General features: G+C 59.6%; 11 protein-coding genes. 2 read left to right on the plus strand and 9 right to left on the minus strand.

The features are described from left to right. Window positions 1-88: 88 nt before the first annotated feature. Genes MWU49_RS04600 through MWU49_RS04625 form a run of 6 tightly spaced genes read right to left on the minus strand, consistent with a single transcriptional unit; the run spans window position 89 to window position 8,866 of the window. Window positions 89-3,373, minus strand: a complete 3,285-nt coding sequence (locus MWU49_RS04600) for an efflux RND transporter permease subunit (RefSeq protein WP_246968754.1) — start codon at window positions 3,371-3,373, stop codon at window positions 89-91. Continuing rightward, window positions 3,370-4,545: an efflux RND transporter periplasmic adaptor subunit gene (locus MWU49_RS04605; RefSeq protein WP_246968756.1), complete on the minus strand. Its 1,176-nt coding sequence runs from the start codon at window positions 4,543-4,545 to the stop codon at window positions 3,370-3,372. The genes MWU49_RS04600 and MWU49_RS04605 overlap by 4 nt, the downstream gene beginning before the upstream one ends. Then, a complete protein-coding gene (locus tag MWU49_RS04610) occupies window positions 4,542-5,498 on the minus strand; it encodes a hypothetical protein (RefSeq protein ID WP_246968758.1) in 957 nt (318 codons plus the stop codon). Before MWU49_RS04610 ends, MWU49_RS04605 begins: the two co-directional genes overlap by 4 nt. Further along, entirely contained in the window at window positions 5,495-6,589 is a 1,095-nt protein-coding gene (locus MWU49_RS04615) for a hypothetical protein (protein WP_246968760.1), read from the minus strand. The genes MWU49_RS04610 and MWU49_RS04615 overlap by 4 nt, the downstream gene beginning before the upstream one ends. Continuing rightward, complete coding sequence (locus MWU49_RS04620; protein ID WP_246968763.1) at window positions 6,586-8,211, minus strand: GH3 auxin-responsive promoter family protein; 1,626 nt, start codon at window positions 8,209-8,211, stop codon at window positions 6,586-6,588. Before MWU49_RS04620 ends, MWU49_RS04615 begins: the two co-directional genes overlap by 4 nt. Before the next feature lie 19 nt (window positions 8,212-8,230). Further along, window positions 8,231-8,866 carry a hypothetical protein gene (locus MWU49_RS04625; RefSeq protein ID WP_246968765.1) on the minus strand — a complete coding sequence of 212 codons (636 nt, stop codon included), beginning with the start codon at window positions 8,864-8,866 and terminating at the stop codon, window positions 8,231-8,233. Between the two features lie 353 nt (window positions 8,867-9,219). Between MWU49_RS04625 and MWU49_RS04630 the strand changes: the two genes are divergently transcribed. Continuing rightward, window positions 9,220-10,218 carry an AraC family transcriptional regulator gene (locus MWU49_RS04630; RefSeq protein WP_281502165.1) on the plus strand — a complete coding sequence of 333 codons (999 nt, stop codon included), beginning with the start codon at window positions 9,220-9,222 and terminating at the stop codon, window positions 10,216-10,218. Between the two features lie 178 nt (window positions 10,219-10,396). Next, window positions 10,397-11,386, plus strand: a complete 990-nt coding sequence (locus tag MWU49_RS04635) for a putative solute-binding protein (protein WP_246968769.1) — start codon at window positions 10,397-10,399, stop codon at window positions 11,384-11,386. A 422-nt stretch (window positions 11,387-11,808) separates the two neighbouring features. On the opposite strand, the gene MWU49_RS04640 is transcribed toward MWU49_RS04635, so the two are convergent. From MWU49_RS04640 to MWU49_RS04650, 3 genes are all read right to left on the minus strand, one after another. Further along, window positions 11,809-12,951: an acyl-CoA dehydrogenase family protein gene (locus tag MWU49_RS04640; protein WP_246968771.1), complete on the minus strand. Its 1,143-nt coding sequence runs from the start codon at window positions 12,949-12,951 to the stop codon at window positions 11,809-11,811. A 521-nt stretch (window positions 12,952-13,472) separates the two neighbouring features. Next, window positions 13,473-14,075, minus strand: coding sequence for a recombination mediator RecR (gene recR, locus MWU49_RS04645; protein WP_246968773.1), 603 nt, complete (start codon window positions 14,073-14,075; stop codon window positions 13,473-13,475). Between the two features lie 9 nt (window positions 14,076-14,084). Beyond that, entirely contained in the window at window positions 14,085-14,402 is a 318-nt protein-coding gene (locus MWU49_RS04650) for a YbaB/EbfC family nucleoid-associated protein (RefSeq protein ID WP_246968775.1), read from the minus strand. Between the last annotated feature and the right edge of the window lie 33 nt (window positions 14,403-14,435).

Below are 14,435 nucleotides of genomic sequence, written 5' to 3' on the forward strand. Positions count from 1 at the left end.
ACGAGTAGCAAGTTTCGAAAACCAAAGCCCGAAAGCTCATTCTGTTTGGCCTTTCGCAACTCGAAACCCGTTACTCGCTTCTGCCCCTCTACAGATGCTGCGGCAACTCCCCTTCTTCCTTGTTGCCGTGATCCTGTCGGCCGGCTTCCCACGCCGAGCGTAGCACCGGGTCCTCATAGGGATTACTGGCGCCCCACCAGGCGGTGAGTTGACCGCGTTCGTAGGCCACTTCCACCGTGTCGATCTCGGAGGCTTCCGGGGCTCGCCAGCGGGCCTGCCAACGCTGATAAGCGACGCGGATGTCATGGCCGATGACCAGCAGGCAGGGCACCAGCAACAGGCTCACCAGGGTGGCAAACAGCACCCCGAAAGCCAGGGCCACCGCCATGGGAATCAGGAAGCGCGCCTGGACGCTGGTTTCCAGCATCAACGGGGCAACCCCGGCAAAGGTCGTGATCGAGGTCAGCATGACCGGGCGCAGCCGGCTGCTGACACCCTCCACCACCGCGTCACGTAACGCCTTGCCCTTTTCCTTGAGTTCGTTGATGGCATCAATCAGCACCAGGTTGTCATTCACCACCACGCCACTGACCGCAATCACCCCCACCAGCGACCACAGCGTCAGGCTGTAGCCCAGCAGGAAGTGGCCAAGGAAGGCCCCCACCATGCCGAAGGGAATGGCCGCCATGACCAGCAGCGGCTGACCGTAACCACCGAACAGCACCGTCAGCAGGAAGAAGATCGCGGCCAGCGCGATCAGATAGCTGATCGACAGATGATCGAGGAAGTCCTGCACCGCAGCCTGCTTGCCGGCCACCGTCCAGCCAGCCTCTTCATCACCCGCCATCATCGGATCCAGCAAGTTCTCCTGCAGGCGCTGCATCACCAGCCCCGGCGAGGTGGTGTGCTCATCCACGAAGGCACTCACGGTAGCACTGCGGCGCCCGTCGTAGTGGCTGATCATGGCCGGGGCCTGACGGCGGGAAAGATCGGCCACCGCAGACAGCAGGGTCATCTCGCCGTCCGGCAACTTCAGCGGTAGTTGTTCAAGATCAGTGAGATTGCGACTGTCCCCGGCGGCAAGCCGCAACATCACCGGCACCTCCTGATCCTGCTCGAACCAGCGATCCAGTTCGATACCGTGGAAGGCATTGCGCACCTGGGCGCCCACTTCCTCGGCACGCAACCCTGCCAGTCGTCCCTCTTCTCGCAGGTTGATCTCGACGATGGTGCGTTTGGCATGGAGGTTGTTCGCCACTTCATGCACCCCCTCCATTCTCGACAGGGCCAGCGCGGCCTGCTCACTCATCCGTTGCAGGGTTTCCAGGTCGGAATGGAACAGGTTCAGGTGAATATCCGGTTTCACCGCCATCAGGCTGGCATGGAACTTCACCGACAAGGCATCCGCTATGGGGCCATGCAACTCCCGCCAGCGCGTGGCCAGTTCCCGTGGCGACAACTGCCCGGTATCGCCACTGATCGCCAGGGTGACCCGCACCCGGAATCGGGCTCCCGGATCCTGGGCGTTGGAGGTCTTCTGGCGTACTCCCTGCTCGGCAAAGATGGCATCCACCGCCACCGGCGACTGGGCCATATCCAGCGCCTCTGACAGGCGCCGCGCCGAGCCTTCAAGTTCCTGTACTTCACGCACCAGACGCGCATCCCCGGTACCTTGCGGGAACACCACCTCGGCCATGACGCGATCCCCCTCTACCCGGGAAAACAGCACCATGGTCAACCAGCCACTGTTCACCAGCGCGCAGCAGAACAGGAACAGACCGACAAACACCACCACCAGCACGTAGCGCCAACGCAGGGCGAGACGCAGCATCGGGCGGGCCCGATAATCCAGCCAGCGCTCCAAGCCGTCATTGATTCGATTCGACAATCGTTCTGACTTGAGCCAGATACCGCGGGGGGGGCGGCCATGGCTGAGGTGAGCCGGCAGGATCCACAGGGATTCCACCAGTGACAGCACCAGAATGGCTATGGAGACGATGGGAATCACCCGCATCAGCGCGCCTTCCGGGCCGGGCAGAAACAGCAGCGGAGCAAACGCAAATATCGTGGTCAGCACCGCAAATAGCAGCGGCTTGGCCACTCGCTGGGCGCCAGTGACCGCCGCCTCTGGGCTTGCCAATCCTCCGCGACGCTGGTGATCAATGCTCTCGCCCACGATCACCGCATCATCCACCACAATCCCCAGCACCAGAATGAAGGCGAACAAGGAGATGGTATTGAAGGATTCCCCCAGCAGCGGCAACAGGGCGCAGGCACCCAGCATGCACACGGGAATCCCCAGGGAAACCCACCCTGCCAGCCGCAGGGTCAGAAAGACCGCCAGCATCAGGGTCAGCAACACCAGCCCCTGCAGGGCGTTACGCCACAACAGGTTGGAGCGCTCCTGGAACTGGCGCGCATCATCATTCCAGATCCGCAGGGTGACACCACGAGGCAACTCGCTTTCTGCCATCCACTGCTTCACCGCATTCGCCACCGCCAGTACATTCTGGTCACCGACCCGGTAGACATCCAGCGCCACCGCCGGCTGGCCATCCAGCCAGGCAGCCTGGTTGTCACGGGAGAAGCCATCTTCCACCCGAGCCACATCTCCCAATCGCAGCATGTCGCTCTGATCGGACTGGCGAATGGCCAGTTGTTCATAGGCCTGAACACTACCGGGCTGCTGGCCGGTCTGCAGCAGCCAGTCGCCGCGCTCGCTACGCAGCAAGCCCCCGGCAATCCGTTGCACACTCTGCGAGGCCGCTGCCGCGATACCGTCGAGGGTCAGCTGAAAACGATACAGGTCATCCCTATCCACCTGCAGAGACATTTCCCGGTCCGGCAGGTTTTCGATATCCACACTGGAGATCGCTTCGTGATTGAGCAGCTGGCGACGGGCCTTCTGCGCTAGCTGGTAGATGTCCTTGCGTGACAGGTGACCGCTGACCAGCAGCCGCACCACCCGGTTACGCACCACCAACTCCTGCACCCTCGGGCGCTCTGCTCCCCGGGGAAGATTATCCAGCCCCTCCAGGCGGGTGCGGATCTGTTCCAGCACTGCCCGGGTATCGTGGCCTTCCACCACATCCAGCTGCACCGAGCACAACCCTTCACGGGATTCGCTGATCAGCTCGGTGCCGCCCTCCACGTCATCAATGGCGGTTTCTACCGGTGTACACACCAGCGACTCCACCATTTCCGGGGTCGCCTGGGGCCAGGCCACATAGATACCGACGCGATCCAGCGGCACATTGGGCAGGGTTTCCTGACGGGTATTGGGGATGGCCAGCAGGCCCGCCAGCAGCAGCGTCATCATCAACAGATTGGCCACTGCGCTATTGCCGGCAAACCAGGCAATGGAACGATTCATCGGGTTACGCTCTCTGTGGCCCGCCCTTCAACCATGCTGGCCAGATCGGCGCCCGGCGGGCGGGGGTTGATCTGCATGCCTTCCAGCAGCTGCAGGTCGCCGGCGAGTACCACCTGGGTCTGGCTGCTGACCCCGTCGTGAACATAAAGATGATCGCTGTCGTGATGCAGAACGGCCACCGCCTGGCGGCGCAGACGCTTGTCATCATCCAGTACCCAGATACTGCCTTCCCCCGCCTGGGCAGAGCGAGGCAATACGGCCACGGCCGGTGTCGCCGCACCGCGCAGCTCTGCCTGGACCAGCACCCCCGGCTCCAGCGGCAACGTCTGTTCGAAATTCTCCACCTGTACAATCAGGTGCATCATCTGGTTGCGGTTGAGCCCCCCCTCACGGCGCACCACCCGCCCCTGCCACTCGCCATCCTGACCAGCGAAGCGACCCCGCAGGACCGCATCCACCTGCTGCAGGGAGCCATCATCACCGGGCACAATTCCGAGCAGGGCCAGCCAGTCGTCACGTACCGGCAAACGCACTTCTACCAGATCTTCCTGATAAAGCAGCCCCAGTGACGCACCGGCCTGTAGATGCTGACCGGGCATGACCTTGACGCCCTTCAGACGACCACTGATAGAGGCCACCAGCTCGGTCTGCTCCAGCTGGCGCTGGGCCTGACGCAGGCCCGCCTGGGCGGCGGCGAGACGACTGCGCGCTTCATCCATTTGCGGCTCGAAACGACCCAGTGCGGAAGAGCGGCTGGAGCCACCGGCCACCCGGGCACGGGCACGGGTTTCCGCCACGTGCAGCCGGGCTGCATGGACGGCATTCTGCTGGGCTACCACTTCCAGTTCGAACGGCTCCGGGTCCAGACGCAGCAGCACCTCACCCGCCATCACCCGGCCACCGTCGGCAAATGCCGGGGAAACTTCCTCCACCCGGCCAGACACCTCCATACTCAGCGGCAGCTCGTGGCGAGCACGCACCAGTCCCTGGGTGTAGACCGGAATGACCACATCCCGCCATTCCACTTGCCAGGTATCCAGCGACAACACATTGTCATAACGCTTGATCACCGGCTGGGCCGGGGGGACCAGGTAGAGGGAAACCACGGCCGCCCCCATGGCAAGTGCCGCGGCCAGGGCCACCAGGGTGCGCAAACTGATGGGTAATTTCATGACTCGGCTTCCAGCCCCTTGATCCATTGTTGCAGGCAGCGTTCTGCCTCCGTATTGCCCGCCCCCAACGACGGATGCAGCTTCAGCGACAGGCTCATGCGGCCATTCGCTATCAGCACGCCGTTGGCCACCGGATGGGTAGGACTGCCCGGTCCACAGCAGGCAAACACGGTATCCTCCGCTAACCCGGCCGAGGCACAATCGAGCTGCCACTCCCCCAGACTGGACAGCGAGCCCAGATGCCCGGGGCCGGACAACAAGTGCTTGCAGATCCAGTTCACGCCGCGCTGGCCTACCCATCGGCCAATGCGGGCCATGTGCCAGTAGCGCCAGTGCACATTGGCTTTCAAATGATCACGAATGGCCTGATCAACCTGGGCCGGAGTATCACCGTCATCCACTACCAGATAAAACGCGCTGGATAGATTCATCTCCTGACGGGGAATCGCCACACTGCCGCGCATGTTCACCGGGAAACACCAGCTGCCCGCCTGAGGGGTGAGCAACAGGGTTTGCGAGACGGCACGATGCAAAGCCACCAGCAGAAGACTGTTCACTGATACCCCAAGACGCTCTGCACGCTGGTACAGGGCACGAGTCTGGGCCTGGTCCAGCCATTGCACCACCGGGTCCGGGACGGTCTCACCGGGAGTACCAAAGGCCCGCCATTGCGGCTCCACCGCTTCACGAGACTCAGGCAAGCTCTGCCAACGCCGCCAGAAGGGCGGAGGCTTGCGGTAGCGGGCCTCTGGAATGGGAGGGGCATCCATGCCCAGAGAGCGGGCAAAAGACAGCATGCCCCCCACTCCGTCCGCATCACGATGACGCTGATAAACCGTGCGCCGTTCGCCGGTGATCGGGTTGATGGCCATGAATTCGGTGCGGTCTGCCACTCCCAGGCGGGCACGGGCGCGATACCACATGCCGATATAGTCGGTCGCCGTCGCGTTCATAGGCGCGCCACCTCCACATACCAGGGACGTTCACTGTCGATCTGCTCACGGGGGTCGCCATCAAAGCTCATCAGGAAATGTTCGCTAAGCAGCACCCGGCGACGGTAACGGGCCGGAACCCTGGCCAGAGGATCATGAGAGAAAAAGCCGCATACCAGCGCATCGTAGCGGCCGTGGAAAAAACTGATGGCATGCTCCAGCAGCAGTCGCAACAACTCGGGGTCGTCGTCTTCTACTGCCACACTGTGCAAGGTCAGGTAGGACAGTATTCCGCCGGGGGCAGGCAATCGCATCCCGCCGCGCAGCACACTGTGGGAATTGTAGAGATGGCGCATCAGGCCCAGGCCCCGGGCATAGCCAAGCACCCGGGTCTGCTTGATGGACTTCTGATCCCAGAAACCCACTACGCCCTTGAGCTCACCCCGTACCCACAGGCCAAGAAAGTTGTCCGGCTTCAGCCCATAGCAGTAATCATCACCGCGCAACCGGGCAAGATCCCAGCTGGGGAAAAACTGTTTTTCCTTGCCCACCCGGGCAAGCAGCGCCGCGATGGCCGGCAAGTCATCCTCACCCGTCTGCCTGATAGTCACATCGGCAGGGGCCCGAGGCGCCCGCGGTCGGGTATAAAGCATACTGGTCTCAATGGTACCTGCCGGATAGTAAACCGGCAGGCCAGCGCGGCCGCTGGCCACCGTGGAGAGGGACGTGTCGTTATCACTGAGGATGGTGGTCTGCATCCACTCCCCCTCCGCCAACAGCTTGCGGATATGTCGGGAAATGCGATGCAGTACCCGGCCGTTGCGGGATTGCGGTGCAATGCGCAGGTCGTGGGCATAGCGCACCCGCTTTACCTCACCGTTGATCCACAGATTTCGCCAGCCGACATTGACGATCGCCCCCAGCCCATCCTGTTCGCCGGTGGGCTCAGCGACCCAGATATCCGGCTCTTCGCAGGTCACTTTCGCTCCCCGGAAATAATCCGGCCGTCGCTCGAAATTCAGGGTCACTGCACCCTGCTGGGGGGTACCTTGCAGCAGGGTAAGAATCGCCTCATTGTCCTGTTCGCAGGCAGCACGTATCCGGTAGCTCACAGTGCCGGCTCCTCCCGGCTGGAGGAACTTTCAGCCACAGGCATCAACCAGCCTGGCAGGGGGCCCGGCCAGTACTGCAACGACTCCATCTTGATGTTGCCTTCGATCATGCCGCGCTGACGGCACTGGTCCAGGTAACGCTCACGCATGGCCGAATGGATAACGCAACGAACCGGCTCCAGCTGGCCCAGGTTGCGTGCCAGCTGGTAGTGGAAATGCTGTAGCAATTCGGCTTCGAGCCGCTGGCCAGCATCACCGGCCTGATCCGCAGGCCCCTCCAGCAACAGCAGGTAACCCGGCTTGCCATTACCCGCATCGTCCACCGCCACCGTGCACACCGGCGTCACCGCGCCCGGCAAATCCAGTCGGCCAATCGCCTCGTCCAGCACCGGGGCGGTAAGTTTTTCGCCCACCAGATCGGTGGTCCCTGCCCGGCCCAGAAACGTCAGGATGGGAACCCCCTGGTTGAAACCTTCAACAAGCACCAGATCCTTGAGCTTGTATCGCAGCAGACCACTACCGGTACTCAGCAACGGCATCACCCGTTGCCCCTCGCTCAATTCCCACGGCGCATAAACCGTGCCGTCATCCGGATCCTGAAATTCATAGACATGGCTGCGGTACGCCAGGGTGTGCTCCCCCTGATAGGGAATGGTGACCACGCCTTCTGTGGCCCACAGGCCCTTGCCCTGAAAATCCGCCTGAGGCAGCAAGGCATGGAGCTGTTTTGCCCAAGGGCCGGAAGCCGCCGTATCCCAGGCACTGACCAGTGCCAGTGAAGGCCACAGCGCCGCAAAGAACTGCGGATCCAGAGAGCCATCCCAGTCCCGTAGCAAGGACGCAGCCCGGGGCGATTTCGGGCAACCGGGATTGTCGACTCCCTGCATGTGCTCGCCCCATTCACCAGAGGCCAGCACCGCCGCGAGTTCATGACGCCACAGGGCAAGGCTCTTGAGCAGGCCAAGACCAAAGGTCGGACTCCAGATCGACATCATCGACAGGGAGGAATCCGCCGCCAGCCAGGCCAGGGTGGCAAACAGGGAATCATCCGAGGTGCGCGCCATGGACACGTTCTGCGGCACTGACTGGGTGGCGCCGGCCAACAGCCGCTTGCCCAGCGACATGAGCTGCAGATCGTCGTTGATCTCTTCACTCATGCTGTCACGCAGTGACGTGGGAACCCAGGACATGGACCAGTAATGCCGCCCCTGCTTCAGCCGCGGAAACTGACGATACAGATCCACGACCCAGGGGCTGATGGCATTATCCAGCTCACCAAGAAACGCCTTGCTGTAGGGCACCCATTTGATAGCAGAAGTCGATCCGCTGGTGGGCTGAAAACGGCTCACCGGTGAACGGCTCAAGCTGCTTTCGCCCTTCTCACGATGTCCCTCAACACTGTCTCGCCAGTGTTCGTAATCGGTGACAGGCTGAGCAGCGGCAAACTGCTCCCAGCTCATATCCGCCCGCAAACCGGCCTGATGATGCGCCGGCATACCGGCAACCTGGGCCAGTAACCGCGACAGGTTTTCACGCTGCACGGTTTCCAGTGACGATAACGAGCGGGCAAAACGGCGCTCACCTGGCCCGGTGGCCAGCTTCAGTAGTTGGTGTCCAAACATGGGTGCCCCGTTGTTATTGTTATTTGGCCGGCATAGCGGTCATCGGCAGTCGGGACTTGCGGCGCATTTTACGCAGCAGTGTGAATGGGTAATTCAGAATCAGGGAGTAACTGACTTCACCCACACAAGGTAATTCCGTGCCACGCTGCCAGGTAGCATTACGCTTTTCAAAAAAGTGAATCTTTTCGTTGCTGGCGCGCATTTCATCGGTAATTTGCGCCACACCGGATTTAAGATGGGTGTAGTCGCCACCGAAATCGAGCAACTTGTTTTTCGGGCAGTAATAAGGCTCGAACAACATCTCGCAGTAGTTATCCACGAGGCCTTCAAGCTTGTCGCAATGCTTTTCCGGATTGGGGTAATAATTGAGAAAATTATTCGCCATCAACAGGTAGGTCTTGTATCCCTTGGAGATCAGTAACCAGAACATGGGGCGGAAGGGATGACGAAGTTTTTCCCGAATCATGCGCAGGAAGAACGCCACGTGCAGGGCCTTGTTGCCCCAATACTGTTCTTCGATGATGGTGTCGCCACTGAAAACGCCCTTGACCGTTTTGTTGCCCATTTGCATGTCCAGAGTCTTCATTGTTGAAAACCCCACGATGCGTCCGGCACTGCGGTCTTCAACCAGAAACACACCGTCTTTCTCGGCCATGTCCTGACAAAACAGGTCCAAACTTATATTTTCGTAGTACTCCGAATATATCTCATACATTCGCCTTATTATTTTTACTGATACTTTAGAAATAGGAACATATCGCGCTTTTAACTTTGCCTTTTTTTCCCTTGCCATTCTCTAGCTCCCTGTTTCTTTTTATGCGATAAAGCGGGCGACATCATGGCCAGACAGGGTCAATGGTTTAATAGTAAAAACGGCCAATTTTTTGTTAAAAAGGGAAATTACTTGATTCCCTTTCTGTTATCGGCAGCATAGTGAGACTCGGTTCTCACATATAAAAACAACAGGGTCCGGATAAAACCGGATAAAAAAGAATGAAGAACCAGGGAATGGCTCTCGACGTTCCATTGATTTCTGCTCGTTACGCCCGCCGCTATTTACGGTTCCTTCAAAGTCGCGGAATAAATGGCACGGTCGTGCTCGAAAATTCCGGTGTTGATATCGAAAAACTCGACAACCCTGACTCATACCTTTCCATGAAGCAGGTGTGCGATATTCTTCGCCAGGGTAACGAACTGCTGGATGACCCCTCTGCCAGTTTTGAGTTTGGCCGCGAACTGGATCTTCAGTGCCATGGCCTGTTCGGCTTTGCCCTCCTTCGTCAGCAGGACTTCCCCAAACTCATCAACATGGTGGTCCAGTATCTGCGCGTATCGCTGCCACTCATGGATATGGAAATCAGCTGCCAGGCCGGCCTGATCAGCATCCAGCTTCACGACAACTGGGACCTGGGTGATCTCAAGCCCACCATTACCAACATCTACATGGGCAGCATCTACTCACTGGCATCCCTGGTGTGCCGCAAATTCACCTTCGAGTTCGATTTCCCTCATCCGGGCAGATCCCCCAACTGGCAGCAGCTGAGCAACGGCGTGGAGGCACTTTTCAACCGTCCGGCCAACCGGGTGTTGATGCCGCTGTCCGCAAGACAGGCACGCAATGATGAAGCCAGTATGGCCGGCTTTCTGGCCAGCGCCCGATCCCGGGAGCAACTGAACAAGGATGACAGCCTGCGGGTGGCCTCCCGGGTGCGTCAGCAAATCATCAGCGCTCCTGGTCGCAACAGCAGCCTGGAACGTGTGGCAGAAGGGCTGGGCATGAGCCCGCGCTCGGTACGCCGTCACCTGAGTTTGGCGGGTTACTCATTCAGTACCATCCGTAACGAAGTGCGGGAAACCTTTGCCACCCGCTTCCTGGAAGACACTGATATGCCATTGGGCAAGATCGCAGAACACATGGGTTACAGCGACCAGGCCAGTTTCAGCAAGGCCTACCGGGGCTGGACCGGCAAGACCCCGGGGGAGGTACGCCGGGCCCAGCGTCAATAACCATCAAATTGCAAATTGGCGAAATAATTGACCCAAAATAGCCCGAACCTGACTCCCGCGGCTTTTTCTTTCGGAACCTTTACCTCTACTATCCACTCATATTGAAAAGGGCACGGGTAGGGATTCACCCAAGCGCCCACAAACAGCGATACCAGTAACAACAACGCAGGATGACTCCATGAAGAAGCTTTTGACCGCCGCTTTCGCGGCCTGTGCACTGGCCACCTCTGTGACCGCCCAGGCTGCACCGCAAAAAATCTGTGTATTCGACATCGTGGGTAATGTCGGCCCGATGATGGGTGCCATGAAAGACTGGCAGACTGCTGCCGTAGGCTGGGGTATTGATGCCGAGCTGGTTCCCTACACCAACGAAGCCATCGCTGCTGAAGACCTCAAAGCGGGTGTCTGTGACGCGGCCCTCGTGACCGGTATCCGTGGCCGTGGCTTTAACCAGTATGCCGGCACCGTGGATTCCATCGGCGCCATCCCCTCCATGGATCACATGCGTATCGTGCTGCAGGTACTGTCCATGCCGCAGAGCGCCGCCAAACTGTCTCAGGGTTCCTATCAGATCATGGGTATCGCCCCCGCAGGTGCAGCCTATGTCTTCGTGAACGACAAGGAAGTGAACACCCTGGCCAAGGCTGCCGGCAAGCGTGTCGCCGTACTCGAGTACGATGAAACCCAGGCCAAGCTGGTATCCCAGGTAGGTGCTACTCCGGTTGCCTCCGACATCACCAACTTCTCCACCAAGTTCAATAACGGTGTGGTAGACGTGATTGCGGCCCCGCTGGCGGCCTATGAAGCACTGGAACTTTACAAGGGGCTGTCTCCGGACGGTGGCATCATCAACTACCCGCTGGTACAGCTGACCATCCAGCTGATCGCCAAGAAAGACGCTTTCTCTCCGGACGTGGCGCAGAAATCCCGCGAGTACTTCTTCCAGAACCTGGATCGCATCGTCGCCCAGCTGCAGAAAGAAGAAGAGAAAGTGGATCCCAAGTGGTGGGTTGAAATTCCGGATGCGGACAAGGCCGAGTACGAAGTACTGATGCAGGAAGCCCGCAACCAGCTGCGTACCGAAGGCTACTACAGCCCGGATATGCTGGACATGCTGCGCAAGGTTCGCTGCAAGCTGGACCAGAGCCGTCCTGAGTGCACCGGCTGAGCAAGTCTCAAGCTACAAGCTACAAGCTACAACGCGATTGAAGCTTGCTAGTGATTAAACGCAAAGAGGCCGCGCCCACACCCTGGACGCGGCCTCTTTCGTTTTTGGGAAGCGAGTTTCGAGGTTCGAGTAGCGAGTTTCGAAGATCAAAACCCGGGGACACACGAAACCGGAACTGCGCTTTGACTCCGTGATCTCTGTGCCCTCTGTGGTAAAACCGTTTTTGATTTATGCCTTTCGCAACTCGAAACTCGTCCCTCGCAACTCACAGCTACAAGCTACAACGCGGTTGGTAGCTTGCCGGAAACTGAACGCAAAGAGGCCGCGCCCAACTCTGGACGCGGCCTCACACGTTTAAACCTCTGATGACCTATGCCGCGTTGCAGCTTGCAGCTTGTAGCTTGTAGCTTGTAGCTTGCCACTCACAATCCCATCTGCTTGGCGATGACCTCGTTCATGATCTCGTGGGTGCCGCCGCCGATGGAGAGAATGCGGTTGTCGCGGTAGAGACGCTCGACGATGGTGCCGCGCATGTAGCCGCTGCCGCCAAACAGCTGTACCGCGTCATAGGTCACGCGGTCGGCACAGCGGGTGGCCACATTCTTGGCCATGGACACATCCAGAACGCAGTTCTCGCCCGCGGCAATCTTCGCCGCCACCCGGTAGGTGAATTCGGTACTGGCCTTGATGTCCGTGGCCATCTCGGCGAGCTTGTGACGGGTCACCTGAAAGCCTGCCAGCGGGCGCCCAAACGCCTCCCTTTCTTTCACATAGCGCAGGCACTCATCCAGAGCCAGCTGGGCGGTGCTGTTGGCTGTCACTGCCAGGATCAGGCGCTCCATCTGAAAGTTGCTCATGATGCAGTAGAAACCACCATTTTCAGGGCCAATCAGGTTCTCCACCGGCACCCTGCAATCCTCAAAAAACAGCTCGGCAGTATCAGACGCCCACCAGCCCATCTTCTTCAGCTTGCGCCCCACGGTAAAACCCGGGGTGCCCTTCTCGATCAGCAACAGACTGATGCCACCGTAACCCTTGTCCCCGGTACGCACTGCCACCGTGTAGTAATCCGCCCGCACACCACTGGTGATGAAAGTCTTGGAACCATTGACCACATAGTGATCGCCATCGCGCACCGCCCGGGTACGCAGGTTGGCCACATCGGAGCCGCCATTGGGCTCGGTGATGGCCAGGGCAGAGATCTTTTCGCCACCGATCACCGCCGGGATCACCGCTTCCTTCATGGCATCAGTGCCCCATTTCCACACTGGCGGCAACCCGATATCCAGTGAACCGAGACTGGCACACAGGCCTCCCGATGAGCAGCGCACCAGCTCTTCACAGGCGGCCACCTTCATGAATACATCTTCACCGGTGCCGCCGTACTCGGCGGGGGCATTGATACTGAGAATGCCCGCTTCTGCGGCCTTGTTGTAAAGCTCCCGGGGGAACTCCCCCGCCTCTTCCCAGTCATCCACATGGGGAAGAATTTCCTTCTCCACAAACTTGCGGACCGTGGCCCGCACCATCTGATGAGTCTCGTTGAAATAATCCAGTGCGCTCACAGGGCCTCCTTCTTGATTCAACCTAGCGCTTGCTTGGTTTAGACCTTAACAGACCCGCATGGGAAGAGGCTATACACCTTGTCGCGTTATGTGGATTGGGGGTTGGTTGAGGGAAGGAGAGCCGCAGAAGAACGAATGGCCTGAGAGAGGGCCATCCGGTCAAGGTGGGGAAAGGCAGTTTAAAGTTGAAAGTTCAAAGTTGAAACGCGGGCCGGGTTGGGGGGTGCTGCAATGTGGTTGTCCGCGATTATCGGTGATGGCGTCGGGGTCTCTCTCCAGATAGGTCTCCGCAGCCTGAAACCCCTACCTCGCCTGGCCTCGGATCGCGGTCGAACGACCGTTATTCGCTACGCTCACCCTTCGGGCCGCACTGCGTGCGTTACTCCGCTACGCTACGTTCCTACTGCGGCTTCGTAGAAAGGCTGAAAACCAGGGAACTATTTGGGTTTTCCTTTCCAATCAAGCGTAGCTTGTAGCTTGTAGCTTGTAGCTTGTAGCTTGTAGCTTGTAGCTGGTTGCGGCTAGCTCTCGAAGGGGCGGCGGGCGCGGAGGGCCTGGGCCAGGGTGGCACCGTCGACGAATTCCAGATCGCCGCCCATGGGCACGCCCTGGGCGATGCGGGTCACCTGTACGCCAGCATCCTGGGCCAGATCCAGCACATAGTGGGCGGTGGCCTCGCCTTCCACGGTGGTGCCGGTGGCGAGAATCAGCTCGCGGATTTCTCCGCCTTGCAGACGCTGCTCCAGCACATCCAGACCCAGCTCGCGTGGACCAATGCCATCCAGCGGTGACAGCTCCCCCATGAGGACAAAGTACTGCCCCAGGTATTCACCAGACTGCTCAAAGGCCAGCACATCCGCCGGGGTAGAAACGATGCAGATCAGCGAGCCATCACGCTTCGGGCTCTCACAGATCGGACACAGCTCGGACTCCGCATAGTTGCGGCAACGCTGGCAGTGCTGCACCCCATCCATGGCCGCATGCAGGGCATCACCCAGACGGCGGCCCTGCTCCCGACCACGATCGAGCAAGGCGTAGGCCATACGCTGGGCGGAGCGGGGTCCGACACCGGGCAGGCAGGTAAAGGCATGGATGAGTTGGTCAACCAGCGGAGCGTGCTTCACAGAGAAATCCTAGAGTTTGAAATCCGGCGGGAACGGAAAGCCCCCGGCCATGTTCTGCATGTTGTCCTGCTGCTGCTTCTCCACCCGGCGCACCGCATCGTTCACGGCAGCGGCGAGCAGGTCTTCCAGCAGTTCCTTGTCCTCGCTCATCAGCGAATCGTCCACGCTCACGGATTTCACGTCATGGCGACCATTCATGGTCACCTTGACCAGACCCGCACCGGCCTCACCGGTGACTTCCGCATTGGCAGCCTCATCCTGCATTTTCTTCATCTTCTCTTGCATGGCCTGGGCCTGCTGCATGAGAGAGTTGATATCAAAGTCCATGGTGTTCTCCAGGTTGTTACGCCAGATGTAAGA

The organism is Alcanivorax sp. S6407 (assembly GCF_023016115.1).
In the GTDB taxonomy this organism is placed as follows: domain Bacteria; phylum Pseudomonadota; class Gammaproteobacteria; order Pseudomonadales; family Alcanivoracaceae; genus Alcanivorax.